At 41.8% G+C, this 26,456-nt stretch carries 19 protein-coding genes and 1 pseudogene; 10 read left to right on the forward strand and 10 right to left on the reverse strand.

Annotation, left to right across the window (positions count from 1 at the left end; all coding sequences use genetic code 11):
* Positions 1–251 precede the first annotated feature (251 nt).
* Positions 252–512 carry a DUF4190 domain-containing protein gene (locus C1A12_RS16640; RefSeq protein WP_101845621.1) on the forward strand — a complete coding sequence of 87 codons (261 nt, stop codon included), beginning with the start codon at positions 252–254 and terminating at the stop codon, positions 510–512.
* 261 nt (positions 513–773) lie between these two features.
* Here C1A12_RS16640 and C1A12_RS16645 read toward each other — a convergent pair whose 3' ends face one another.
* A complete protein-coding gene (locus C1A12_RS16645) occupies positions 774–2,081 on the reverse strand; it encodes a hemolysin family protein (RefSeq protein ID WP_101845623.1) in 1,308 nt (435 codons plus the stop codon).
* 599 nt (positions 2,082–2,680) lie between these two features.
* Here C1A12_RS16645 and C1A12_RS16650 point away from each other — a divergent pair.
* Positions 2,681–3,781, forward strand: a complete 1,101-nt coding sequence (locus C1A12_RS16650) for an NADH:flavin oxidoreductase (protein WP_101845625.1) — start codon at positions 2,681–2,683, stop codon at positions 3,779–3,781.
* Between the two features lie 52 nt (positions 3,782–3,833).
* On the opposite strand, the gene C1A12_RS16655 is transcribed toward C1A12_RS16650, so the two are convergent.
* The 7 genes from C1A12_RS16655 to C1A12_RS16685 all read right to left on the reverse strand — a co-directional run bounded on the left by C1A12_RS16655 (position 3,834) and on the right by C1A12_RS16685 (position 13,654).
* Complete coding sequence (locus C1A12_RS16655; protein WP_373420480.1) at positions 3,834–4,679, reverse strand: glycerophosphodiester phosphodiesterase; 846 nt, start codon at positions 4,677–4,679, stop codon at positions 3,834–3,836.
* Between the two features lie 160 nt (positions 4,680–4,839).
* Positions 4,840–6,411: a glycoside hydrolase family 32 protein gene (locus C1A12_RS16660; protein ID WP_101845629.1), complete on the reverse strand. Its 1,572-nt coding sequence runs from the start codon at positions 6,409–6,411 to the stop codon at positions 4,840–4,842.
* Between the two features lie 72 nt (positions 6,412–6,483).
* On the reverse strand, positions 6,484–7,956 hold the full coding sequence (locus C1A12_RS16665) for a glycoside hydrolase family 68 protein (RefSeq protein WP_101845631.1): 1,473 nt from the start codon (positions 7,954–7,956) through the stop codon (positions 6,484–6,486).
* A 172-nt stretch (positions 7,957–8,128) separates the two neighbouring features.
* Positions 8,129–9,403, reverse strand: a complete 1,275-nt coding sequence (locus C1A12_RS16670) for an ABC transporter substrate-binding protein (RefSeq protein ID WP_101845632.1) — start codon at positions 9,401–9,403, stop codon at positions 8,129–8,131.
* Between the two features lie 33 nt (positions 9,404–9,436).
* Positions 9,437–10,597 (reverse strand): response regulator, encoded by a 1,161-nt coding sequence (locus C1A12_RS16675; RefSeq protein WP_101845634.1) that lies wholly within the window; start codon positions 10,595–10,597, stop codon positions 9,437–9,439.
* 15 nt (positions 10,598–10,612) lie between these two features.
* Positions 10,613–12,376 (reverse strand): histidine kinase, encoded by a 1,764-nt coding sequence (locus C1A12_RS16680; protein ID WP_101845636.1) that lies wholly within the window; start codon positions 12,374–12,376, stop codon positions 10,613–10,615.
* Between the two features lie 507 nt (positions 12,377–12,883).
* Positions 12,884–13,654 (reverse strand): DeoR/GlpR family DNA-binding transcription regulator, encoded by a 771-nt coding sequence (locus C1A12_RS16685; RefSeq protein WP_101845638.1) that lies wholly within the window; start codon positions 13,652–13,654, stop codon positions 12,884–12,886.
* A gap of 409 nt (positions 13,655–14,063) precedes the next feature.
* On the opposite strand from C1A12_RS16685, the gene C1A12_RS16690 reads away from it, so the two are divergent.
* The 5 genes and pseudogenes from C1A12_RS16690 (at position 14,064) to C1A12_RS21705 (ending at position 21,421) form a co-directional block, all read left to right on the forward strand.
* A complete protein-coding gene (locus tag C1A12_RS16690) occupies positions 14,064–15,047 on the forward strand; it encodes a substrate-binding domain-containing protein (RefSeq protein ID WP_235001644.1) in 984 nt (327 codons plus the stop codon).
* Positions 15,048–15,124: 77 nt separating this feature from the next.
* Positions 15,125–16,672, forward strand: coding sequence for a sugar ABC transporter ATP-binding protein (locus C1A12_RS16695; protein WP_101845641.1), 1,548 nt, complete (start codon positions 15,125–15,127; stop codon positions 16,670–16,672).
* 2 nt (positions 16,673–16,674) lie between these two features.
* Entirely contained in the window at positions 16,675–17,658 is a 984-nt protein-coding gene (locus C1A12_RS16700; RefSeq protein WP_306417017.1) for an ABC transporter permease, read from the forward strand.
* 163 nt (positions 17,659–17,821) lie between these two features.
* Positions 17,822–18,445, forward strand: a pseudogene (locus tag C1A12_RS21435) (glycoside hydrolase family 32 protein); the annotation flags it as partial.
* 1,410 nt (positions 18,446–19,855) lie between these two features.
* Positions 19,856–21,421: a glycoside hydrolase family 32 protein gene (locus tag C1A12_RS21705; protein ID WP_373420492.1), complete on the forward strand. Its 1,566-nt coding sequence runs from the start codon at positions 19,856–19,858 to the stop codon at positions 21,419–21,421.
* A gap of 132 nt (positions 21,422–21,553) precedes the next feature.
* On the opposite strand, the gene madM is transcribed toward C1A12_RS21705, so the two are convergent.
* Positions 21,554–22,318: a malonate transporter subunit MadM gene (gene madM / locus C1A12_RS16710; RefSeq protein ID WP_101845645.1), complete on the reverse strand. Its 765-nt coding sequence runs from the start codon at positions 22,316–22,318 to the stop codon at positions 21,554–21,556.
* Positions 22,299–22,712, reverse strand: a complete 414-nt coding sequence (madL, locus tag C1A12_RS16715; protein ID WP_101845647.1) for a malonate transporter subunit MadL — start codon at positions 22,710–22,712, stop codon at positions 22,299–22,301. The genes madM and madL overlap by 20 nt, the downstream gene beginning before the upstream one ends.
* Positions 22,713–23,076: 364 nt before the next feature.
* Here madL and C1A12_RS16720 point away from each other — a divergent pair, with 364 nt between their 5' ends.
* From C1A12_RS16720 to mdcA, 3 genes are all read left to right on the forward strand, one after another.
* Complete coding sequence (locus C1A12_RS16720) at positions 23,077–23,748, forward strand: GntR family transcriptional regulator (protein WP_101845649.1); 672 nt, start codon at positions 23,077–23,079, stop codon at positions 23,746–23,748.
* 92 nt (positions 23,749–23,840) lie between these two features.
* Positions 23,841–24,761 (forward strand): ACP S-malonyltransferase, encoded by a 921-nt coding sequence (locus C1A12_RS16725; RefSeq protein WP_101845651.1) that lies wholly within the window; start codon positions 23,841–23,843, stop codon positions 24,759–24,761.
* 29 nt (positions 24,762–24,790) lie between these two features.
* The gene (mdcA, locus tag C1A12_RS16730) at positions 24,791–26,443 is read left to right on the forward strand and encodes a malonate decarboxylase subunit alpha (protein ID WP_101845653.1); all 1,653 of its coding nucleotides are present in this window, start codon (positions 24,791–24,793) and stop codon (positions 26,441–26,443) included.
* Positions 26,444–26,456 lie beyond the last annotated feature (13 nt).

The raw sequence follows: 26,456 nt of genomic DNA on the forward strand, positions 1-26,456 counted from the left end.
TTATTTTTTTGACTATACTCTTTCCATTACTTAGAAAAAGAGGCTTCAATAATTGAAACAAAATTATATATCAATCGTTAAATAATGGAGGAGACTCTGGGAGATGGTTAAAAAGTTGTGCGAATGAAATTGGACAATAGCGATGAAGGCATGGTTGTCGATTTTAAGGGCATCTGCAGCTTAGTTGACGGCGCCCATTTTTACGGGCGTAATACATAACAAATCAATTCTAAAAAAAGGGAGGTTATTTTATGGAAACGAATCAAACGAGTACTCATTCTATCCTTTCATTAACATTAGGCGTGCTGTCTATTCTGATATCCCTTGGAATAGGAACTGGTATTGCAGGCGTGGTTCTTTCAAAGAAGGCTTCAACCGTAATTAGAAATACTAATCAAGGCGGCAAAGGGATGGCAGTCTCAGGAATGATTCTAAGCATAGCGGGAATCATCCTTCAGCTGTTAGTATTGCTTTCAATCATCACATTTATGATGCTGATTGATGCAGGGTGATTTTATTATTCATTGAAGTTAGGCTACAGCGTATACTTTTCATTTAATAAGGCATGAGGGAAGGTGAACAAATTGTTTTAAATTGACTGACTGAACGAGGGTGCTCAGTTTGTTGAGGGAAGTTTACAGTGGATGGATGTAGATAAATCAACTATAGGGAGACTTGGGGGTTGCACTGTATTTCTATAAGTGTCTTGAAGAACAGGAAAGTTAAAATAAAAAAGCACACAACAGAAAATAGCTGCGTGCTTTGAAAGAAAACTATGCAATGACTTCGTCGTCCTCAGGTTCTGGCCAAACTTCAATTTTTTGAATTTGAGCATCCTCTTTTTGAATGACTTTAAAGTAAAACGTATCTCCAGTAATCACTGTACCTTCTATGGCATCTACATTGTTTTTTAAGATCCAGCCTGAAATGGTGTCGACTTCTCCGTTTTTTAAGTCGATGTCAAAATAATTATTTACATCAGAAATAGAGGTTTTTCCATCTAATGTGTAGGTGCCGTTTTTATTTTTCGTAATATCTTGTTCTTCTTCCTGGTCGAATTCATCGCGTATGTCACCAACGATTTCTTCTATTATATCTTCAACCGTTACAATACCAGAAGTTCCACCATATTCATCCGTTAGGACTACGAGGTGAGTGTTTTCTTTTTGCATTCTAATCAGCAGGTCATGAATAGGGATATTTTCAAATACCCTGATAACAGGATGGACATAAGTTTCTAATGTTTCGATTTCTTCTAATCCTTCTCGAAAAAGCTCTTTAATGTGAATGACTCCGATTATATGATCTTTATCCCCTTGGATAACCGGATATCTCGTAAACCTTTCATTTTTAATATAAGTTAAAGAATCCTTGGTCGGATCTTTAATATCTATAACAGAGATTTCTGTTCGAGGAACCATAATTTCTTTGGCTGTTCTGTTGTCGAATTCAAATATTCGATCGACGTACTCATATTCAGATTGATTGATTTCTCCATTTTCGTAACTTTCGGTAAGAATATGACGCAGTTCCTCTTCAGAATGAACTTCATCAGATTCTTTTGCGGTCTGGTATCCAAGCATGCGGATCAATAAGTTTGCTGAACCGTTTAAAAGCCATATTAATGGATACATCAGCTTACTATAGAGAATTAATGGGGTGGCTAACATTAAAGTAATGGCCTCCGCTTTCTGTATAGCCATTGTCTTAGGTGCCAGTTCTCCCAAAACTACGTGCAAGAAAGTGATAATGAAAAACGCAATAGCAAAGCTTATGGTGTGAGATACTCCGGATGGCAGGTTAGCTCCTTCCAGTAACGGGTACAAAATGACTTCTAACGTTGGCTCACCCAGCCAGCCCAAGCCTAAGGCGGTAATTGTAATCCCTAATTGACAAGCTGAAAGGTAATAATCAAGGTTATTCGTTAATTTCAACGCCTTTTTAGCCTTTTTATCTCCATCATTTGCCCTGGCTTCCATTTTCGTCTTCCTTACTTTAACAATCGCAAATTCGCTTGCAACGAAAAAAGCTGTTAAAAGAATTAACAACGCAACCGCTGCAAGCTTCATCGACGTTTCCATAGCATATCCCCTTTAAAATTAAATGGTAAGTGTTTGTCACTTACCATTTATATTAACCGAAAAATCAAAAAATGACTAATTTTAAAATTAAAAATCTATCAAAACGTCCGTTTGAAACGTGATAAGAGCTGAAGCGTATTGTAGTTAAGGATTTATTACTGGACGTGTAGAAAGCTGGCTAATAATCGGAGAAGTCGGGATCTGTAAAAAAAGCTCAAAAATGAAGGTTCACTTCGTAAAGATAGATGCGGAAGGGAAAAAACAAGGAATTGAGGGAAGTTCCAAAGAATTTCTTAACTTCTATCTGTCTATAAGAGTGTAAGTGTACGATACTTATTTTAATAGTTGAAGGGGGATTCTATTTTGAAAAACGTGGCACGTCGTAAAGAAATGAAGGATTGACCTCATGACTAAAAGCCTTAAAAGTAGTTAATCCTTAATAGGGAGTGGGTTTATTAAACCGGTGTTACAGACTTAGTTTATCTCAAATGTCTTCTTCGTTCGTACACATCGATCCGTGTTTAGAAACAGATTTCTTTTCTTCCTTAAAATAATTTGAAATAATAATTCTCATCATTAAAGAAAGAGGGAGATCACAATTGAGTCATACAAATGTATCGACAGAACCTTTATTTAAACCATTTACAAGTAAAAATATAAATTTACCGAACCGAACGGTGATGGCCCCGATGACCCGGGGTTTTTCACCTGGGGGCATTCCTAATGAGGAGGTAGTTGCTTATTACCGCCGCCGTGCGGAAAACAATGTCGGCCTGATTGTTACAGAAGGAACGGGCATTAATCATCCATCTTCTGTTTCTGGTGACAGCATCCCTCTTTTTCATGGGGAAGCGTTAAACGGGTGGTCCCGGGTAGTAGAGGAAGTCCATAATGCAGGAGGTAAAATCGTACCGCAGTTGTGGCACGTAGGAATGACCCGTAAGGAAGGGGAGCTTCCTAATGAAGAAACCTTACCAGTCGGTCCATCTGGATTAAACCTGGACGGGGAGAAGGTAACCGAATCGATGACGGAAGAAGAAGTGGTCAATATGGTAGAGGCCTATGCACAGGCAGCTGCTGATGCTAAGCGTATTGGGTTCGACGGGATTGAACTTCATGGAGCTCATGGTTATTTGATTGACCAGTTCTTTTGGGAACAGACGAACAAACGGACTGACCGCTATGGTGGTGATCTTGTTGGGCGCACACAGTTTGCTGTTGAGGTAGTGGAAGCCTGCCGCCGTGAAGTGGGTCCTGATTTCCCTATCATTTTCCGTTTCTCTCAATGGAAAATGAATGACTATAATGCAAAGCTTGCAAAAACACCGGACGAATTGGCGAATTTCTTACAGCCGCTTGTTAACGCGGGAGTGGATATTTTCCACTGCTCCACACGCCGTTTCTGGGAGCCGGAATTTGAAGGGTCTGATTTGAACCTGGCAGGGTGGACGAAGAAGCTGACAGGCAAACCTGTTATATCTGTTGGTTCTGTAGGATTAAATGGAGAGTTCACCAGCTTCTCCGGTGCTGAAACGACAAGCCTTGATGGCTTAATTGAAAAGCTCGACAGGGAAGAGTTTGATTTAGTAGCCATTGGTCGATCCCTCTTAATGGATCCAGAGTGGGTGCGAAAAGTAGAAGAGGGCAGAGCTGATGATTTACTGCCTTTTGAGAAAGCAGCCCTTCAAAAACTATATTAATAAAAGAAACAGGTGCTCCATATAATGGGGCACCTGTTATTAATCAATTATTTTATTTACGAGGATCTACATAATCAGGGTAGTCCGTAATAATTCCATCGGCTCCTACTTCTAATAAGTAATCTGCAGACTCCTGGTCACGGACCGTCCATGGGTGGGTTTGCATGCCATACTCATGAATGCGTTCTACAAGCTCCGTATCGATCATAGCCATATTCGGGTTCACGTATTCCGCATAGGAGGAAAATTCAATCATCTGCTCATTGGAAATGCCGTCACCGCTGTAGCTTAACAGGACTCCTACTGGAACGTCCGGAAGAATAGAATGAAAAGCTTGGACGGAATTATGCTCAAAGGATTGAACGATAATTTTGTCGTTGTTTGGCTTATCAAGGTTACGCTTCTTGAGTTCCTCCGCGATCTTTTCTTCAATCCCTGGGTAAAGGGAAGGAGATTTCATTTCAATAAGGATACCGATTTTTCCTTTATACTCATCAAGGACTTCACCTAGTGTAGGAATTTTTTCGCCGGCAAATTCTTCACCAAAGAAACTGCCTGCGTCAAGCTGCTGCAGTTCATCGTATGTAAGGTCACCTACTTTTCCTGTTCCATCAGTGGTGCGGTCAACGGTTGTGTCATGAATGACTACGAGTTCTCCATCCTTACTCATCTGAACATCGATTTCAAACATGTCAGCCTTCATATTGAAAGCCTTATCGAATGCGGCCATCGTGTTCTCAGGAGCATAGCCTGAGGCGCCTCGGTGGGCGATGTTGAGTACCTGATTTTCATTTTTGATTTTACTTTGCTCAGCCAGGACTTTTCCTTCTGTGCCGATCCACGGCATTACGAACACTCCCATCATCATTAGAATCACAGCCAGCTGCTTCATGTCCATCTCTCCCTTCCATCTATCTTTTCACTATCTATGATAAGGGAGGAACATTATGATAGTTTTAATCTGGTGTTTAAATTTTGTTGAGCTTTAAGTATAGACATCTTAATATCCTAAATGAAAAACCCTATTGAATTTCTGATTCAATAGGGTTTTGCTGGCTTTATTCAATGATTGAGTGTAAGTGATTAATTTCTACATTCTCAAACACCGCTTTCCCCCCTTCAGAGAAAAGAGTGATGCCTTCGTCCTCAAGAGGAGGAAAGACCTGATTGGAATGGACTATCTTCCCATCATCAATAAAGACTTCAACGCTTGTCTTATCCACCAGCACTTTCAAGTGGACTTTCTTTTGTTCTGAATCAAAAGGAGCCTGACTTTTTACGAGCCCTTGATTTTCATCCGGCTGGGCAGTGAAGCTGCGGTCAACGTATGAGTATTGTCCTTCTGGTGATATACCAACATCCACGTGACGGGAAGAATCGTCTGATTCTCGTAGTCGCAGGCCTGCATTTTTAAGATCTGACCAGGAAATGTCTGCTTCGAGCTGATAACTCGTCCCGGTGGCTTCCAGTGTTTTTGAACCTTCCACTTCTATGCTTTCATAAAAATCATAAGAGCTTGTTAATTGCTTCAGTTCTTCTTTTGGTTGGGAAGCTAAGTAATACGAGTCGTCGTCACTTTTCTTCAGCTCTACTTTTCGAACGACAGAATCTACACCGTTAAACCCTTCTGTCATGGTTGGTGTCTCATCTGCATACACCCAGTTATTCATCCATGCTAATGCATAGCGGTGATCCAGTTGATCTTCGCTTTTCCCATCTGTAAAGGTTACGCCGCCGTACCAGTCAAATCCGTAATCGAGCCATTCAGGATCGTCATGGTCGGGAGTGAATTTGTCTCCGTTAAAATTGCCCGTCCAGTAGGCATACGTATTTGGTTTTTCAATTTCTTTCCCATTCGCGCTTACACCGAGCACCCATTTCAATGACCCATCATCAGCCCGCATTCTATATAAATCCGGACATTCAATTAAGCCGATGTCTTCAGTTTGAAATCCTCCCGTATAGTTCCAATTTTTCAAGTTATCTGATTCATAGAAGCCAACCTTTGTGTCCTCTGCCATAAGCATGACCCATTTCTCCCTTTGGTCATCCCAAATAACTTTCGGATCTCTAAAGGCTTCCGTTCCAGGATTCTCTAACACAGGCTCATCACTATAAGATTCAAAGGTATCTCCATCATCGTTGCTGTACCACAGGTATTGTTCCTGAGAGCCGTCAGCAGAAGGCTGGGTGACAATGGCTACTACAGCTTCTTGGCCAAATCCGGCCGTGTTTTCCTTATCAACGATGACAGAGCCTGACCATGGATCTCCATTTTCGTTAGTATATTTAGGGATTGCTACGCCTTTGTCTTCCCAGTGAACTAAATCATCAGAAGTGGCATGTCTCCATTCTGTTCCATTACCGTCGGGGTAATCTCCGTTGTAAAGGTAATAATAGTGGTACTCTCCTTTAAAATAAACCGGCCGCTGAGGATCGTTTTTCCAATGATCGGGGGTCGTGAAATGATAGTTCGCGCGATAGGAATCATCGTGAAATTCTGGTTCCGGCTCTTCCTCAGGAGCTTCATCAGGGGTTAGAAGCAGCACGAGGCCCCCGGTTATTACCATAAGTAGGAAGAGGGCGGAGGCTGCTATAATTCTTGGATAGCGAGTCAAAGCTTTCTTCATGATGTTATTCACCGCTTTCTTTGCTGGATGAAAAAGAAAATGCCAATCGATTATTGGCATTTTCCCTTATCGTTATTCGTCTACTGTAATTTGGCCTTGTTCAAGGATGCTGTCTTCAACAACGGAAGATTTCTTTCCTTTAAGGTCTAACTTAAAGCTTGGGGAGAAGGTTGATTTCTCTTCTTCAAAGTATCCTCTATTCGTCATGTAGCTCGTTACTACGACTTCATCACTATCTTCCTGAGGAATCGCATAGTGCGCATAGTTCCATGTTACATCATATGGATCAAGGTCCTGGTGAAGCACAATTCCTGTTTTGTTCATTGGTTTGAATTCACCGTCTAAGGAGTTAGCCACATAACCAAGCAGGTAAATGTCTTCATCATCAATTCCGTCAATGGTCATCTTAGAACCGCGGGCACTTGTGAATAAATACCATTTGCCGTCTTTCTTGAAAATATTTGGACGTTCAATTTCGTCCGTTACAGTGTTAGAAGCAATTAGTGGATCTTTTACTTCTTTCAGCGTGTAATCATCGTTAATTTCAATGATACCGATCGCCCCGTTTGCAAGTTCAGCAAGATCTTTCTGGTCGCTTTCAAGAAGCTTGTCTTTTTCATCTTGAAAATATTTGTTGCTGTTGCTGTAGTATTCGCGGTTGTAAAGAGAGTCTTCGCCGGAGTAGCCGAATTCAGTCCCTGTATTTGCTTCAAATACGAGGTACTTCTTGCCATCTTCTTCAATGTAATGCGGGTCTCTAAATGTGTGATTTTCATTCCAATCAATTTCTCCATTACCAAAGGCTTGATCCACGTTTTGGTAAACAGATCCGTCACCGCCTTCAAAAATAGATTTATGGTCTTCTACGCCGTCAACGTTAAGCGTACCGGCTTTCGGCTCTGATACGTTTACTTGTGCGGTTGTCAGGGTCTGTTTTCCGTAAAGCTCTTTGCTTTCGTTAAATTCTGTACGGTTCGTGTAGAATAAGCGAACTTCTCCGTCAGACGTAAAGGTAGCAGAACCGGACCATTCTTCTGATTGATCTTTTAAGTATTTATCGTCTGCCTGGTATTTATCTTCGTCGTCAAATACGCGTCCTGCATTTTTCCAGGAGTCTATTGATTTGTCATCTGCGTCTTTATAGAACATGTAAATGAATGTGTCATTCGGATCCTCAGGGTCCCCTGCTAGGCCGAATAGAATGTGATAGCCGTTATATTCTGCTACTGTTCCATCCGCATTTTGAAGCGGCCACGTATCCCATACATCCATTTTAATTTCATTGCCATTCTCGTCCGTCTTTGTTGCTGAAGGTATGTTCTCAATCGTAGATGCATCGAACTCAGGAACCGTATACTTGGAGTCGCCATGCTGATTGATCATTCCTTCCATATCAGAACGGGTAATATGAGAGATTCCATAGTCTTCTTTATGATCCTTGGAATCCTTTGGTGCCGCTTCGGCTAATAATGCGTCACCTCCTGCCAGAATTGCTGTACTGAGCGTAACTAGTGTTGCTTGTTTTGCCAGCCTTTTTAAATTCATGTTCTGCCTCCTCCTTGATTTTAGCGAAGTCTTCATCGCCTTCACTGTTGTACAGTTAAAAGTATAGGGGTAGATATCGGCTCTGGATATGGAGGATATTGATTCGTATTTCGTCTTGAATTGACATCCCAGTCTGAGAGGGGGAAAAACATAAGAAAAGCCCTGGGAAGGATCACTCTGCTTGAGCGGATTCCCAGGACTTCTGGTATTCATTTAATAGTTCATCACGGTTTATGTCTTGATTAATGTACTGCTGAGTAGCGGCTCCGAAATCTTCACGTACCCCGATGGGGAAATCAAACCAGTTCGAAGACAAAGTTCGATCGTCTTTATAGTAGTCCATTGTTTCCTCTGCCAATGGGCCTGATGAATCGGAGTCGATATGCTTAAAGGCCGGCAGGAATTTTAAATGCTCCGTCATATGCACTTGCCCCTCTTCAGAGGAAACCATCCAGTTTAAAAATTTCTTTGCTTCCTTCTTCTTATCGGAACTTGTTTGTTTATTAACGACCCAGTAACCTGGTGTGTTTACAACCAGGGAATCATTTTCCGTGTCGTCATTAATGGGAATCGGCATAATGCCAATGTTCATGTTAGGTGCCTGCTGATCAATTACCGGCTGAATCCAGTTTCCCTGCAGAATCATCGCGGCTTCTTCCTCGGCGAATGCTTGAATCTCCATGCTGTAATCTGTATCAAGCGGATCGTCGCTGCCATAGGCCAGTGTAACGTCGAGAAAGGTGACAAGATCTTTAAACTTTGAATTAGTTGAAATTGTTTCTGTTCCTTGATTAAGGCCGGTGATGAAGGCTGCGGGGTCCGCTTGTTGAGCGAAAGCCGTGTTCATTAAGTGGTCTCCCAGCTTCCACTTTTCATAATAACCGGTGGCGAAAGGGGTGATTCCAGCTTCCTCTAGCTGCTCCGCTGTTTCCTTAAGCTCCGTCAGCGTCTCCGGACGCGAATGGATTCCTGCCTGTTTAAATAAATCTTTATTATAAATAAAACCATAACCTTCCAAGTTTATCGGCATGCCGTAGATTTTATCATCAAATGTCACAGCAGAAAGTGTATCTTCATAAGCCTGATCGATCCAGGGTTCATCAGAAAGATCCTCTAAATAGTCATTCCATAATTCAGCATGTTCATATCCTGGATTTGTAAAGATATCCGGACCGTCTCCGGCAGCCATCTGTGCTTTAAGGTCAGAATAATCATCCATGGCCCCGCCGATGGTATAAACTTCTATGGAAACATGCGGATTTTCCTTTTCGTAAGCGTTGACCAATTGTTCGAATTGGGAAGCTATTTCTACTTTAGGATTTCTAATTTCAAGGGTAACTTCTTGATCTTCTGAGGGAATTTCTTCCGTCTCCTGGTCTCCTGCACAGGCGGAAAGCGCTAAACTCATGGTCCCGACGATACACATCTGCCAAAATTCTCTTTTCATTCCGTCACCTCTATTTAAATCCCCACGGATGAATTACCTGCTTATGGTTTGAGGGTTCCTTTCGCTTCTATACTCGAAAGGAGTAAGACCGACTTCTTTTTTAAACAGTTTTGAAAAATATTTTTCATCCTGATAACCGAGCATTAAGGAGATTGAATATATCGATTCTTGAGTTTTTCTTAACCAGCATTTAGCCTGATCAATTCTTAATTTCGTAACATACTTAGATAAGGGCATACCTGTTTCCTGCTTGAATTTTCTCGAGATATGTTCGCGGCTGAAGAAGAACAGGTTTGCTAGTCTTTCTAAGCTTAGATCTTCCATGTAATACGTATCAACGTAAGAGACGATGTCCTTCATCCTCCGCGCCGCATCCAGATCATTCAATTTGTGAATCGACCTATAGCCATGAGTTTCAAGCGCCGTCTGCAATTGCTTGAAAGTCTGTGGCATCTCATGTAAGGATGAAATGATTTCTTCACTTACGAGACGAACCGGAATATCGAGCTTCCTGCTCATCCATTCTTCTGCTGTTAACCATTCCTCAGGGACCGTAAGTACTAAGTATAAATTTTGAGCATGGTGAAGCTTATAAACCCGGCCTAATTTCTGCAGAACGAGCTTTTCAGACAGAGCTTCCATATATGGATCGGGTTGATGCATATGATAAAAAGAGAGCAGTGTCATTTCATAGTGTTCTGCTGATGGAAGGGAGGATTGGATAATTTCAAGGGGGAAGTCTTCCCCCATACACGCAGCCGTTACGGATTGATCGATCTGAAGCTTCTCTTTACCCTCCTCAATACTGCGGACCGCCTCCTCCTGCTTCCAGCTTTCAACCGCTTCACTCAGTACTTGGTTAAACGGTTCTTCTTCAATAGGCTTTAATAAATAGTCAAAGCTGCTGTATTTAATGGCTTTTCGCATGAATGTATAGTCGTTATACCCTGTAATGAAGATCACTTTACCGGGATACGAAATCGAATCCAGCCACTCAATCATTTCCAAGCCGCTCATTCCTGGCATTTTTATATCAGTAAAAATGATCTCAGGCTGTTCTTTTTCAATGATTGCCTTGGCTTCTTTTCCATTGCCGGCTTCTAAAATATCGGTGATCCCATGTTTTTCCCACTCCCCCAAAAAACGTATAACCTCCCGGACATTGATTTCATCATCGACAATTAAAGATTTCATTATCTTTCCTCCTTATTACGAGGGTTGTTGTGTAAGTCGGCCTTCCATTGGTATAACAAGCTCGACTAGAAATCCGTTACCTCCGTTAGTACCTACTGTAAGTCCTGCTTCTTCACCATAATTGAGTACGAGACGTTCATGGATATTCTTTAACCCGATATGCTCATTGTGCTCTTCGTATTGAGGTTTATAGATATTCTCTCTTAAGTTGTAGAGATCGTGATCCGATAAGCTTGGTCCGTTATTTTTCACACTGAGTATTATACAGCCTTGTTGAATTTCTCCATAAATTCCTAAATGAGCGTCATGAAAGCCTTCTTCGTAGCTGTGTTTAAAGAAGTTCTCCACAAGTGGCTGCAGGATCATGCTCGGTATTTTTTTCGATAGAATGCACTCACTGATGTCGATTGAGTAGTTTACTTGATTGCGGAAACGTTCCATCTGCAGAGTGAGGTAAGCCTCTATGTAATTTACCTCATCACGGACAAGCACCCATTCGTTTGCTTGAATGGAATAGCGCATCATTTTCGATAAAGAGGTGACTAATTGATAGACATCCGGTGCTTTCGACCGTATGGCCACAGCTCCGATCGATTGTAAGGCGTTGAATAAAAAGTGGGGGTTCACCTGCGACTTTAAAGCACGGAATTGATTTTCTTTATTCTCAATTTCCAGTTTATATTCGCGGTCGATATGCGAGTTGATACGATCCATCATATCCTTCATATGTTTCTCTAAATAACCAATCTCGTCCTGGCGGCTTTCTTCAAAAGGAGATGTCATATTTCCAGCTTCAATTGTCTGAACCTTATTCGTCAGGCGTTTAATTGGATCAGTTATTCTGTAAGAAATCAGACTGATCATGATCAACCCTAATACTCCAACGCCCAATCCTACAAAAATATTGGTATATGCTGTCCTTCTTACATCCTGGAAAAGAATTTCACTTGGAGTAATTTTCACTATCTTCCAATCCTTCAGTGTGCCTGATAAGGTGGAAGATAAAAGGATATCTTCTCCGGCCCCGCCGTCAGTTGAATTCATTTGCTCTTCAATATTAGAAGGGAGAGGCTTTCCGAGCAGATGGGAATCATTCGCATACATTACTTGATTCTCTTCATTTACAATCAGAACTGATTCGTTAGTGTATTGAGTCAAACTGTTACCAATTTGAGCCAAACCATCTAAATCAACATCCATGGAGATGATGCCCAGGAATTCGTTGGATAGAACATCGGTAACTTTATGGTGAAATGTCATTACCATGGTGTCGTCAGACTCAGGGACGATGGCAGCGTCGTTGTAATTCTCTATCTCATGTGGCGGCTCGATCACATATTTTTCGCTGGTTTGGTCAAGCTGCCGGATGCCTTCTTGTTCAAGGAGCTCAGGGTTTGCTTTTCGGGCGCTCACCATCGCATTGTATACAGTGAACGATTCTTGTTGTTGATCCATATAAAACCTGACCTGTCTCATTTCATCACGCATTAAGTAATAATTCTCCAGACTTTTTTCCAAGTAGCTGGAATCATCTGTATCATTAGTGAAAATACGAAATAAATCAGGATCACGATAAAGAATATAGGGGAGATTCACTATCTCATCTACGTATTGTTCAAGCTCTTTTGAGTTCTTATCAATTTGCTCACGACTGTTCTCAAGCTCATGATGTTCCACGCTATTCTTCGTATATCCATAGATAATGAAAATCGATAAGAAGTAGGGAAGGAGGATAAAAACGAGTAACATGAGCAGTAAGCGGCGCTGGATGCTTTTCACGGACAAGTGCCCCTTTCGCTAAAAGGACCAATTAATCGTATACGGGCTTTGTAATTCTCTAAACTATAACAAATGAGTTTTTAACGTCAATAATCCATTAGCAGGCGGACGATAGTGGTGATTTTTTGAAGACTCTTCTATATCACAAACTGGAATCGCTAACATAATATAAGTCTATCTATCAACCTATTGCAAAATGAAACTATTCTACTAGAAAAAGAGGTAAGACATAAGTAAAGCAATGGTAGCAAAAAACGAACCATAATAATTGAATTGTATAATCAGCGCAGACAAAATGCTTAAGACCGCTGTGGGAAGCACAATTCGAAGATCCTGCAGGAAAGCGCTCTTTGCTTTTTCGAAGTAGCTGAAGCCGTGGTCATGGAAAGTGTAATATTTTCGGAGCCATGGTAAAGAATTTTTTTCTTAGACATAAATAATCCGAACTGATTTCAACAAAATCGTTCGGATTATTTTTTTATGCTTTATTCAGTTTTGTCACTCATTTTATGGCTTTACGATATGGACGTTAACATTAAATCGGTTCATATCTTCTTCGAAATGAGCGGGAACATCTTCATCTACAATGCAGAAGTCAATTTCCGTAAGGTCAGCTACTTTAGCGAAATTCACTTTCCCGATTTTACTATGATCACTCATGAGTATGGTGTGTCTGGCATTTGTAATCATCATTCGCTTAATCCGTGATTCAGTAAGGTTCGGAGTCGTGATGATCCCTTCATAAAGGTCAATGCCGTTCGTCCCAATAAATGCTTTATCAATTCTGATCATATTAAGTGATTGTTCAGCAAAAGGACCAACGAGCGCTGACGTTTCTCTGCGTAAATTCCCCCCAAGCAGCATGACGTCTAACCCGGGATTGTCGGCCAGCTCCTGCATGATAATAATTGAGTTTGTCACTATGGAAAGGTTGGAGAATGTTTTTAACTCTTTGACGAGTTCATAGGTGGTGGTACCTGAATCCAGTAAAATCGCATCCCCCGGGTTGATAAATTCTGAAGCTTTCTTAGCGATCGCCTGTTTTTCTTTAATGTAGTCCTTCTTTCTGTCTCCAATTGATGCTTCAAAACTAACCGGCTGCAGGAGGATAGCACCACCGTGGGTACGTTTGATGTTATCCGTCTCCTCTAGTTCTTTAAGATCCCTGCGGATGGTAGAATCGGAAACATTAAATTGGAGACTTAAGTCATGAACCGAGGCTCTTGACATATGACGTAAGTATTCTAAAATCTGAGCTTTCCTTTCTTCCATGAACATGAGAGGCAGCTCCCCTTTCTGCGAACTTCAGCCTTCTCCCATTATAATCGATTCCCGAACATTAAAGAAAAACTATGTTTGTTTATTTATTCTTATAATTGAAAGTGTTATCAAGTTTTCATTCGTAACAGTCATAAATAGTCATAAATGAGTATTTATTATGTGTAGCAGTAATAATGACGAAGGAAGAAAGATTGCTGAAATAAATAGTAATTAAATACTATTTTTATAATTTTCTGAAAACTTATTGACATTTATTTCATGTGCATATATAGTCATTAATAAGCAAAAACAGTCATATACTTTAGCTTTAAAAACTCTTTAGCAGTGTGTTAAAGAAAGGAGGAGTAAGCTGACTTTTAATGTAAGCGCATTCAAAAACATTTTAAATCAGTAAGGGGGAGAACGTATGATGAAACGACTGATTAAAAGCACATCTATACTATTAGTTGCAATATTTATGTTGCTTTTGGCTGCTTGCAGTGGAAACAATGAAACATCTGGGCAGGAAAATGAAAGCGCTGACAATAGTGGAGGGCAGGAAGACTTAAAAATCGGATTAACGCTGAACAATTTAGCGAATCCATTTTTCGTTTCCATGAGTGATGCGGCTGAAGAGTATGCAGATGAAATGGGAGCTGAAATGATTGTTCAGGCAGCCGATGCGGATCTGGCGAAACAAACTTCTCAAATTGAAGACTTTATTACGCAAGGCGTGGATTTAATTTTACTAAATGCGGTTGATTCAGAAGGGATCGCAGGAGCTGTGGCTCAGGCAGACGCTGCAGGTATTCCGGTTATTTCAGTAGATGTAGGTGCGGACGGCGGGATTGACGGTACGGTGACTTCGGATAACTATCAGGCGGGCGTGCTGGCAGCTGAATATATGATCGAAGATTTAGATGGAAAAGGGAATGTGGTCGTTATAGATGGACCGCCGGTAACAGCAGTAAAAGATCGTATTGCTGGCTTTGAAGACACAATTAACGGTACGGATATTGAAGTGATCGCCAAGCAGAATGGCGAAGGCAGCCGTGAAAAAGGACTGCAGGTGATGGAGAGTATTTTACAGGCTAATGAAGAAGGAACCATCGATGCGGTCTTTGCTAACAACGACCCCGTTGCCATAGGCGCTGAAATTGCGCAGCACCAGGCAGAGCGTGAGGATGAATTTTATATCGTAGGTGTGGATGGATCTCCTGATGTTATTGAAGCGATGAGTAAAGAGGGAAGCTCGATCGCAGGTACGTCTGCTCAACATCCTGATGAAATGGTAAAAGAAGCGATGGATGTTGGTCTGCAGGTACTTGATGGAAAAGAGGTAGAGGAAATAGTAAAGATTCCAGTAGATTTAATTACACAGGATAACCTGGATTCCTATGAGGGCTGGTAAATCAATCTGACAATGAGACGGTTCTTGCTGCGACAGCAGGAACCTTTCTTAAATCAAAGAAAGGTGGGGTTGAAATTATGGTTACTTTTGAAAAAATACAACCGGCTCCGGTCTCTCAGAGTCCCATTCTAAGCATGAAAGGGATCAGCAAAACATTCTCAGGTACGACTGTATTAAAGAAAGTAAACATCGATCTCTATCCAGGAGAAGTTCATGCTTTGATGGGAGAAAATGGAGCAGGTAAGTCCACATTGATGAAAATTTTGTCGGGTGTTTATGCACCAGATCAGGAGAGTGGGACGATCAGTTATAAAGGAAAACAAGTTCAGTGGAAAGATCCGCTCTTAGCTAGAAAAGCGGGGATTGGTGTAATTCACCAAGAGTTGAATCTATCACCTAACTTATCCATCAGCGAAAACATTCTAATGGGGACGAAATACCCGAGGAATAAATTAGGTGGAGTAAGGTGGGAGAGAGTACATAGGAAGGCGAAGGAAGTTCTTGCTTCAATGGGCTCCAACCTGCAGCCTGAACAACTCGTCTCCACCTTAAGTGTGGCTCAGCAGCAGATGGTGGAGATTGCGAGGGCGCTTTCCTATAAAGCAGAAGTCCTAATTATGGATGAACCTACGGCTTCCCTGACAGATAAAGAGATTGATGGATTATTCTCTATTATAAGTGACCTGCGAAAGCAAGGTGTAGCGATTGTATATATATCCCACCGGATGGAAGAAATTTTTAAGATTGCTGACCGTTACACCGTACTCCGGGATGGGGAGTGGATCCAGAGCGGTCCCATACAAGAAACAAATCCTGATCACTTAGTCAGCCTAATGGTTGGACGCGATTTAAAAGGTCTTTTTAGAAGAAAGGGCAGTTTATATAAAAGAGAACATGATTATCCGGCGCTAGAGGTGAAAGGGTTGAGCGACAATACGTTTGTACAGAATTTATCATTCAGTATTTATCCAGGAGAAATCGTTGGATTTGCTGGACTGGTAGGTGCCGGCCGTACGGAATTGGTCCGATCTTTATTTGGTGCTTCAAGTTTGAGGAAAGGAGAGGTGTGGGTTCAAGGAGAAATGGTAGATATCCGCTCTCCGTTAGATGCTATTAAATACAGAGTAGCTTTGGTACCAGAAAGTCGAAAAGAACATGGGATTTTTCTTGATATGTCCGTGAAAGAAAATATTTTATTGGCAGAGATGAAAAGATTTAAAAAGAGGATGAAGCTTAATTGGAAAGAATTTAATCGATCGGCGGATAACTATATTCGTGATTTGAGAATTAAAACAGCTTCACCTGCCCAGCCTATCTCAGGACTTAGTGGAGGAAACCAGCAGAAGGCGGTCATTGCCCGATGGCTTTCGACCAATCCAAAGGTACTGCTCCTTGATGAACCAACGAGGGGAGTAGACATCGGGGCCAAATCGGAAATTCATAAAATTATTTCAGAGCTGGCGGACGCTGGTCTTGCGGTATTAATGATTTCCTCTGAACTGCCGGAAGTGCTGGGAGTAAGTGATCGAATCTTTGTAATGCATGAAGGAAGAATCACCGGGCATCTACACAAGGAAGAAGCCACTCAGGAAAAAATTATGCATTATGCTACGGGAGGGAAATAATCATGAAATCAGCATTGTCGCCAAATCCTCAGCCAACGCCGCCGCAGGGAATGAAGTTTGGACAGAGCGTAACACTGGTATGGCATAGGCTTGGCATGATTCTTATTTTAATCCTGCTGTGTATTGTCATGAGTTTCGTTGCTCCCAATTTCTTAGATGCCTCCAACCTCACGAATATATTAAAACAGGTATCTGTCACAGCAATATTAGCAGCAGGGATGACGATCGTTATATTAACGGGAGGCATTGATTTATCGGTCGGGTCGATCGTGGCACTCTCAGGGGTTGTCTCTGTGATGGCATCTCAAGCTGGGGTTCATCCTGTTTTGGCTATGCTGTTAGGGGTTGGAGCCGGTTATCTTGTAGGTTTTATTAACGGTGTATTTACTGCGAAGGCAGGACTCCCTGCATTTATTGTGACATTGGCCAGCATGACTTACGTGCGCGGCCTTGCATATGTAAGCAGTGGAGGCTATCCGGTTGTCCTCGAATCTAATACGTTTCGCTTTATCGGTTCAGGCTCCATTTTCGGCATCCCTACCCCTATTTATCTTATGATGCTCGTCTACCTGATCATGTTTTATGTACTAAAGTACACTATGTTTGGCCGTAACATTTATGCGATTGGAGGCAACGCAGAAGCAGCGCGTCTTACAGGAATTAAAGTGAAGAAAACCTTAGTTAATGTTTATTCAATCAGCGGCTTGCTTGCAGGGCTGGGGGGAGTGGTCTTAGCGGGAAGGCTTTACTCTGGTCAGCCGACAGCAGGCAACATGTATGAATTAGATGCGATCGCAGCAGTTATTTTGGGCGGTTCGAAACTCACGGGAGGGGTCGGTAAAATTCAGGGGACCATTATCGGGGTTTTAATAATGGGGGTTATCACCAATGGATTAACCTTAATGGACGTCAGCTACTATTCGCAGCTCGTTGTTAAAGGCGGAGTTATTCTGGCAGCTGTATTAATAGACAGGGTGCGTTCTTAACGAACAGAAACTGATAGACTACTGGTAATAGAAGTTCGGTTTACGCTATATCGTTAATAAAGACTATCAGGGAATTTCTAATTTTCTAGTTGTCTATCAACAGCATTATTTCACATAGCCAATATCTATAAAAAGGAGGTTGGAAAGGTTGAGAACAAAACGGATGTTTCTTTTCGCCATCTGTTTTCTTTTAGTTCGGCCACCGTGGCAGGTATCAGCTGACGATTCCGGCTATTACGAAGAACCCTACCGTAACCAGTTTCACTTTTCACCTGAAGCAAACTGGATGAATGACCCTAATGGAATGGTTTATTACGAAGGCGAGTACCACTTATTCTATCAATATCATCCTTATGGGACAACGTGGGGCCCAATGCACTGGGGACATGCTGTAAGTGAGGATCTAGTAAACTGGGAGCACTTACCGGTTGCACTATCGCCTGATGAATACGGTCAGATTTTTTCAGGAAGTGCAGTGATCGACTGGGACAATACGGCCGGATTTGGGGAAGAAGCAATGGTAGCTGTATTTACCCATTCAGGGCCTGAGGGTCAGGTTCAGAGCCTGGCCTATAGTGTGGATAAAGGCAGGACGTGGGAGAAGTATGAAGGGAACCCTGTGATGCCTGATCCTCCAGTTGCCGACTGGCGCGACCCGAAGGTTTTTTGGCATGAGGACACAGGTCAGTGGGTGATGTCGCTGGCGGCTAAGGATCGTATTATGTTTTATACCTCCCCGGATTTGAAAAATTGGGAGTTTACCAGCGAATTTGGTCCTGACGGAGGTATCCAGTCTAATAGTCTTGATCAAGTATCTTACGCTATGTCAGATCATTCGGGCAGTTCCTTCCATTATAGCGGTGATGTTACCCTTCACGAGAAAAATGGAAGAGAAGGGGCTGGAGGTTTAGTCTTTCGTTCAGACAAAGAAGGGTCTAATGGATACGTTGCGGAAGTCGACGCAAATCAGAACGAGGTGACATTAAGTAAAAATATCGATGGTGAAAAGGAAGAGATCGAGTCTGCATCGCTGAAAATTGATTCTTCGTCTACCTATAAGGTGGAAGCTGTAACAGAAGAAGATCAGATTCAGATTTATGTGAATGATGAGCTAATGATTGACGTGCAGGACAGTACGTTTGAACACGGGTACTACGGTCTGGCTTCAGACACTTCCACCTCTTCATTTCGGAACGTTGATTTTGAAAATATGACCAATTTCGTATCTAACCTATCAGGATGGAGTGCTCTAAACGGAGAATGGGAAAATTCACTCACAGGTAAAGCAGGTGTTTCACAAGAAGATGCTTTTATCCTTAGTGACGTAGAGGTGGATAACTTCTTGTACGAAGCGGACATTGAAATAGCCGGTGACAAAGGTGGAGGGGGAGCAGGCGCTTTAGTTTTCCGCGCAGATGATCAGGCGGAGAACGGTTACTTTGCCAACATTGATGCCATGCATGATGTCGTGAAGCTGATGAAAATCGAAGATGGCAGTATATCCATTTTAGGCGAAACGTCTATGGACATTGACACGGATCAAACGTATGAGCTGAAAGTTGATGCTTATGATAATAATCTTAAAGTATCCATAAATGATGAACTCGTACATGATATTAGTGACGATTCTTTTGCGAGCGGACAGCTTGGATTAAATGTATGGAACTCTACTGCAGTCTTTCAAAATGTCAATCAAGGGAAGAATATACGAACATCCGCAAGAGAAATTGACAATCATGATTTTGAAACAGGGGATCTTTCGGGGTGGAATGTTGTTGAAGGCAATGCGTTTACGAATGATCATGTCACGGATGAAACGGAGTATTGGGGAGGTCCATTTAATCTTCAAGGCACACATCACTTCTGGGGATTTTCTGATTTACATGATGGGGATCAGGCAAAAGGTGAAATGCATTCTTCTTACTTTAAACTAGATGGAAACGGTGAAATTAACTTTCTTTTAGGTGCAGGCAATGACATTAGTAATCGCTACGTCTCCCTCATGAGAGCTTCAGATGACAAGGAATTGATTCGCCAGACCAACACGAAATTCAAGGATGACGAAACGTATAAAAGATATTTTTGGGATGTTTCAGAATATCTGGGGGAGATTCTATATATTAAAGCAGTTGATCAAGCGGCAGGAGGGTGGGGGCATATTAATTTAGATGATTTCAATGTTTATAATGAGGGGTCCATGTCAGAAGGAATAGATTCAACAGCAGAAAAACCAAAGGAAGAAGATATTAAGCAGAACGGAACGATAGATGAGTGGGAAGCAGTGCAAGGGGAATGGGTAGATTCAACTCATGGAAGTAATGGCGGCATCTGGGAATGTCCGACGCTTGTAGAACTACCGATTGATGGCGATCCGAATAATACTAAATGGGTACTTCAAGTCAGCATTAACGATGGCGCCCCTGCCGGCGGTTCAGGTATGCAGTACTTTGTCGGCGATTTTGACGGAGAAACGTTTACAAATGAGAATCCACCTGAAGAAACCTTATGGACGGATTACGGAGCGGACTATTATGCAGCTGTCGATTGGAGCGGAATTGAAGGCGAGCAAGGACAAAAATATTGGCTTGGCTGGATGAGCAACTGGCAGTATGCGAATGAGACTCCTACGAACACGTGGAGAAGCTCAATGAGCTTGCCCAGAACGATGGAACTAACCGAGAACGAATCAGGAATACGTTTAAAACAAACTCCCGTTTCACTCAATAGCATCCGCGATAACAGCCAGAAGGCGTCTTTCAATGATGAACTGATTTCTGGAAGCAGCCGTTTACTTTCAAATTTTGCAGGAGATACCTATGAATTGAAGGCTGAGTTTGATGTTTCGAATTCAAAAGCTGAAGAATTTGGATTTCGTATCCGTAAAGGAGAGGAGGGAGAATATACTACGGTTGGGTATGATGCAGTAACTGAAGAATTATTTGTTGATCGTACACACAGTGATAATTTTGATTACGGAAATAATGTGACAGATCAACATGAGGGTAAATTATCTGTATCAGACGGCAAGGTGAAAATGCACATGTTTGTTGACCGCTCAGCAGTGGAGGTGTTCGGGACTAATGGAGAGACAGTTATAACTGATCAGCTGTTTCCTGACCCGTCCAGTAAAGGATTAGACGTCTATAGCAAAGGTGGAGAAGTCCGTTTGAAATCACTCGAAATCTATCCCTTGAGGAGTATATGGCAAGATCAAAATCAATTTAAATCAAACCTTACAGGATGGGAGACGATTTCAGGAAGATGGGCTGAGACACGGCAAGGCCTTCAAGGCCAGGGCGCTGGGGATACTTTTACTTTAGCAAGCGAGCAGGGGGACGATTTCCGTTATAAGGCTAACATTAAGATCCTGGATTCAGACTCTCACCCCGAGGATTCTGAACAGGACATCGTCGATAATCCCGTTGGTGCAGGGTCCCTTGTATTCCGTTCAGATCGTTCTGCGGAAAATGCCTACGCAGCTAATATTGATGTGAAGAACAATCAAGTAAAACTGATTAAGTTTGAAGACGGGAAGGGGAGTGACTTAAAAAGTTCAGAAGAAGAGTTGAATTTAAAAGCAAATCAAACGTATCAGCTCAAGGTGGAAGCAGAGGGAGAAGATATAAGAGTTTATTTAGATAAGCAATTAGTAATTGAAGCGGAGGATTCAACATTTCAAGACGGACACTTTGGGATGAATGTGTGGGATTCGACAGTGGTTTTTAATAAAGTGAAAGCTAATCGTAATAAAGGGGGAAAATGAATGAAAAGCTTATCTCTTTTTGTGAGGGTTTAACCCAGGTTATAAAAGACCCGTCTTATAGAAGGCGGGTCTTTCACTATTAAAGTTAAAAATGAACTAGGATTTTTTCTCTGCATATAGCAAGCAACTAACCTATCCTACAATGGTTCTAGTGATTAAAAACAAAACCGAAGGAATGATAAGGCACCCGAGCCCGGTGAAAAATGTAGCAGTCATTGCTCCATAAGGGACAAGCTTAGGGTCAGTAGCCGCCAGCCCTCCAGCTACTCCACTGGTCGTCCCCATTAATCCGCCATAAACTATTGCTGAGCGAGGGTTGTTCAATCCGATATATTTTGCAATGAAGGGTGTGCCTATCATTGTGAGTATAGATTTGATCAATCCAGCTGCTATACTTAATGCAATGACTTCTGAGCTTGCCCCAATTGCGGTACCGGTCACAGGTCCTACGATATAAGTTGCAGTCCCCGCACCTATTGTCGTCAAGCTGACAGCGTCTGTATATCCAAAGGCAAAAGCAATGAAAACACCAACAACAAAAGAAACAATTACACCAGTAAGCAGGGATACGAGACCCGGCAAGCCAGCTTTTTTAATTTCATCGAGGTTTGCCCCAAAAGCTGTAGCTACTATCGCAAAATCACGAAGCATGCCGCCTCCCATTAATCCTATTCCAGTAAATATCCCTACATCTGCTAATCCCTGGTCTCCGCCAGTATTGACCCCGCCAATATACGCAAGTAAAAGACCTATAATTATCGCAATGGCTGAACCGTGAACTCTCCCTCTTGTAAGTTTATCGGACAAGATATAAGAAAAATAGATGGTAATACCGACCAGGGCAAAAGAAACAATTAAACCGTTATCCGAGAAAGTATCACTTAATATTTCGAACATTTTCTGTCCCTCCTATTTCTTCTTCAGAAAAAGAAGATGTATCTTTTCCGATGTTACTAAGTAAAGGCACAAGAGCCCAACTCACAAAAACGGTAACTACTCCTGCTAATAAAGCAACAGGTCCTCCATCTAAAGCTGCTACTACGTTTTGATTAGCAGCCATAGCTATAACGATAGGAATGTACATGGCTCCCCAGAAACCCATTCCTTCCTCTGACTTTATATCTAATTTTTTATTTCTCTTTAAGTAATCAACTAATAACACAAGTATTACCATTGCAATGCCAACTCCGCCAACATTGGCTTCAATTCCAATTGCTGCTCCCAATAGTTCACCCAGAATAACTCCAGCTAACATGCAGATTGACAATAACGCAACACCATATATGACCAATTGATTCACCTCATTTTGTTTTTTATATCGCCTTGTGTTCCGAGGACAACGAAAGTCATTGATTGCTACAGAACAAATGGACAAACAACAGAAAGATAAAATCAAGTGAAAAGGGCCTGCATACGGACTTAGTTAGCCGGGGGATTGATCAAGATATAATAAAATAAATATCCCTCCTTACTTAGAAAGCGTTTTCAATTCTGCCGATAATCAACTGTCGACTGTTTTCATATTCTTCATCTTAGATAATTCTTTTTAGAAATGCAAATACTTTTTTAAATTTTCTAAATATATTGAATGGTCCAACTATTTATTGTACAATTTAATCGACAGTCGACAATTGAGTTTTCTAAGGAGGTCTAGGGTGAGCTCAGTAAATCTTAATTATAATGCCTTATCTAATCAAATTGCTGAATACATCTCTAAACAAATTATTAGCGGAGGGTTAAAGTCTGGGGAAAAAATTGTTGAAAACGTATATGCTGCAGATTTTGGTACAAGTCGAGCCCCGGTTCGTGAAGCTATTTACCTCTTAACCATCGAAGGGCTGGTTGAAAGAATTCCAAGAAAAGGTGCCGTTGTAAAAGAACATACGGAAAATGAAGTATATGATCTCCTTGAGATTAGAATTATGCTTGAATCTCTTGCGATGAATCGAATAAAAGATGGTCAGGTAGACCAAGAGGTTGTAAAAAAGATGGAAGCATTGTATGAGAAGATGGTTTCAGAAAAAGACATAAAGAGTTATACCGAGCTTAACCATGCTTTTCACTTATGTTTAATTGAAATGAGTAGAAGTGAAACCATTGAGAAAATGTATACTCGTTTAGAGCTGCCACTGCTTAGAGTTCAAAATGTTTCTTTTACTGCCGAAGGGAATATTGAAAAATCAGTTAAAGAACATTTTACTTTAGTCGAACTTCTCAAAGCCGGCAAAGTAGAAGAGGCTGCCACTGTCTTAGAGAGACATAACCAGGATGTAATTACGACCATTCAAAAACAGCTGTTTAGCCATAGCAGCGATTCCCAACTTTAAAAGAAAAAAGGGTGAAAATTCCCTTTTCTTTTTAAATAAATTTAGTCGACTGCCGACTGTTGGTAAATTTCATAACAGGAGCGAATATTATAATGTCTACTGTCTTTCTTTTCCCTGGTCAAGGGTCACAAAAGCCTCGCATGTTTCAGGATTTACCGGACCACCCAGTTGTAAGGAAAGTATTTGAAGAGGCCAGTGACGAATTAGATGAAAGCGTTTACCAGTGGGATGTAGAATCTAAACTAAGTTCTACCATTGCCGTACAGATATGCCTGCTTGTTTCTGGGGTGGCGTCAGCACGAGTGCTAAAGGAGAAAGGAGCTGTGCCGGATTTCGTTGCAGGTCATTCTGTTGGAACGTTCGGAGCCGCGGTAGTTGCAGGAGCCTTAGAGTTTAAAGATGCAGTCCGATTAGTCCGCATGCGTGGAGAATGGATGGAACAGTCATTCAAAAAAGGGTATGGGATGGGGGTTGTCACAGGGTTGGGTGAAAGACAATTGAATGGATTGATTGATGAGTATAATCAGAATGAAAGAAATATCTATCTTGCTAATTTAAATAGTTCTCGACAAATGACAATAGCTGGGTCTCTCCCTGAACTACGCAGGTTTATGGAGATTGCTATTGCGAACCATGCTCAGAAAGCAGAACTCTTAGATGTTGCCGTACCGTCCCACTGCTCCTTATTGAATGAGCTGTCTTTAAAGTTAGAGGCAGAGCTTGATCGTCTTTCAGTGAAGAACCCTGAGATTCCATACGCCGGTAATCTTAGGGGGCGGGTTTTAAGAAGGGGAGAGGCTATAAAAAAAGATTTAGCGTGGAATGTTTCTCATTCTGTTCATTGGCATGAAGCAACATCCTTGCTATATGAGCTGGGAGTTCGGTTATTCGTCGAGATGCTTCCTGGAAACGTACTGACGAAATTGGCAGAAGACGCTTTTCCTGAAGCAAGAGCAATTTCTATCTCAGATGATGGCAGTGATACGGCTGCTATTCTAGTTAATCGATTATAAATTCATTAAATGAAAGGGAGAGACAGTACATGACGATTAATACCCAAACGAATAACAGTTGGACGACAAGACGAGATGCCAAAACTAAACGAATGAATAAGATTACGCATATTACAGATTCAAGGGTGATTCCAACGGATCGAATGGTGGAAGTCTTAGAGGAGCTGCTGCTTCCTGGTGACAGGGTGGTATTAGAAGGGAATAATCAAAAGCAAGCTTCTTTCCTTTCACAATCGCTCTCACAAGTGAATTCTGCCAAAGTCTATGATTTACATATGGTATTAAGCAGTATCTCAAGACCAGAACACTTGGATATATTTGAATCTGGAATTGCGGAAAAAGTGGACTTCGCTTATGCAGGGCCCCAAAGTTTAAGAATCGCTCAAATGATTGAAGATAAGGAACTGACTATGGGAGAGATACACACGTACATTGAACTTTATGGCCGGCTGTTTATTGATCTAATCCCAACTATTGCGTTGGTAGCAGCAGATAAGGCGGATAGTGACGGTAATTTATATACAGGGGCAAATACAGAAGAAACACCGACTATTGTAGAGGCCGCAGCTTTTCGTGACGGCATTGTAATTGCACAAGTAAATGAAATTACTGACGACTTACCTCGTGTAGATATACCTGGGTCATGGGTTGATTTAGTAGTTGAAGCTGATGAACCCTACCAATTAGAACCGCTTTTTACAAGAGACCCGAGACATATTACTGATATACAGGTCCTTCTGGCAATGATAACAATACGCGGTATCTATGAGAAGCACCAGGTGCAGTCTCTCAATCACGGGGTTGGTTATAATACAGCTGCTATCGAACTCTTACTCCCTACTTATGGAGAGTCATTAGGATTAAAAGGGAAAATATGCAAGCATTGGGCATTAAACCCCCATCCTACCATGATTCCAGCCATTGAATCCGGATGGGTAGAAAGCATTCATTGTTTCGGAGGAGAAGTTGGGATGGAAGAGTATACCTCTAGGCGTCCGGATGTTTTTTTTACCGGAAGAGATGGAAGTCTTCGGTCGAATCGAACACTTTCCCAACTAGCAGGTCAATATGCTGTGGATTTATTTGTGGGGTCGAGCTTACAGATAGACTCCGTTGGAAATTCATCAACTGTGACAAATGGCAGGCTTGCGGGCTTTGGGGGGGCACCGAATATGGGGCATGATCCTGGTGGACGAAGACACTCCACGCCGGCATGGTTAAATATGATGACTTCAGAAGACCCTCTCGCACGTGGGAAGAAGCTGGTGGTTCAAGTAGTAGAAACCCATCAAATAGGAAATACTCCAGTGTTTGTAGAATCTTTAGATGCTATTGACGTGAAGAACGAAGCTGATCTGGCTACGGCGCCTGTTATGATCTATGGAGATGATGTCACCCACGTAGTCACTGAGGAAGGGATCGCTTATTTATATAAAGCCAAAAGTCTGGAAGAACGCCGAGAAGCTTTGGCTGCGATAGCAGGAGTAACACCTGTTGGGGTTCGATACTCTCCCAAGGATATTCAAAAACTTCGGCAAGAGGGGATTGTTGCATTTCCTGAAGACTTAGGGATTCGGCGGTCTGAAGCCAATCGTTCCTTACTTGCAGCTAAGAACATAGAAGAACTTGTTGAGTGGTCCGGGGGGCTTTACAACCCGCCTGAAAAGTTTCAAAGCTGGTAAAGAGGTGAGCAAG

The sequence above is a fragment of the Halobacillus sp. Marseille-P3879 genome (assembly GCF_900240285.1).
Taxonomy (GTDB): Bacteria; Bacillota; Bacilli; order Bacillales; family Halobacillaceae; genus Halobacillus_A.

Bases quoted from the DNA above. Each gene is read 5' to 3' on its own strand.
- C1A12_RS16700 (WP_306417017.1), top strand. From the start codon at position 16,675: ATGAAATCAGCATTGTCGCCAAATCCTCAGCCAACGCCGCCGCAGGGA.
- mdcA (WP_101845653.1), top strand. From the start codon at position 24,791: ATGACGATTAATACCCAAACGAATAACAGTTGGACGACAAGACGAGAT.
- C1A12_RS16645 (WP_101845623.1), bottom strand. From the start codon at position 2,081: ATGGAAACGTCGATGAAGCTTGCAGCGGTTGCGTTGTTAATTCTTTTA.
- C1A12_RS16665 (WP_101845631.1), bottom strand. From the start codon at position 7,956: ATGAATTTAAAAAGGCTGGCAAAACAAGCAACACTAGTTACGCTCAGT.
- C1A12_RS16690 (WP_235001644.1), top strand. From the start codon at position 14,064: ATGATGAAACGACTGATTAAAAGCACATCTATACTATTAGTTGCAATA.
- C1A12_RS16725 (WP_101845651.1), top strand. From the start codon at position 23,841: ATGTCTACTGTCTTTCTTTTCCCTGGTCAAGGGTCACAAAAGCCTCGC.
- C1A12_RS16685 (WP_101845638.1), bottom strand. From the start codon at position 13,654: ATGTTCATGGAAGAAAGGAAAGCTCAGATTTTAGAATACTTACGTCAT.
- C1A12_RS16655 (WP_373420480.1), bottom strand. From the start codon at position 4,679: ATGGACATGAAGCAGCTGGCTGTGATTCTAATGATGATGGGAGTGTTC.
- C1A12_RS16660 (WP_101845629.1), bottom strand. From the start codon at position 6,411: ATGAAGAAAGCTTTGACTCGCTATCCAAGAATTATAGCAGCCTCCGCC.
- madM (WP_101845645.1), bottom strand. From the start codon at position 22,318: ATGTTCGAAATATTAAGTGATACTTTCTCGGATAACGGTTTAATTGTT.
- C1A12_RS16640 (WP_101845621.1), top strand. From the start codon at position 252: ATGGAAACGAATCAAACGAGTACTCATTCTATCCTTTCATTAACATTA.
- C1A12_RS16670 (WP_101845632.1), bottom strand. From the start codon at position 9,403: ATGAAAAGAGAATTTTGGCAGATGTGTATCGTCGGGACCATGAGTTTA.
- C1A12_RS21705 (WP_373420492.1), top strand. From the start codon at position 19,856: ATGTCAGAAGGAATAGATTCAACAGCAGAAAAACCAAAGGAAGAAGAT.
- C1A12_RS16695 (WP_101845641.1), top strand. From the start codon at position 15,125: ATGGTTACTTTTGAAAAAATACAACCGGCTCCGGTCTCTCAGAGTCCC.
- C1A12_RS16675 (WP_101845634.1), bottom strand. From the start codon at position 10,597: ATGAAATCTTTAATTGTCGATGATGAAATCAATGTCCGGGAGGTTATA.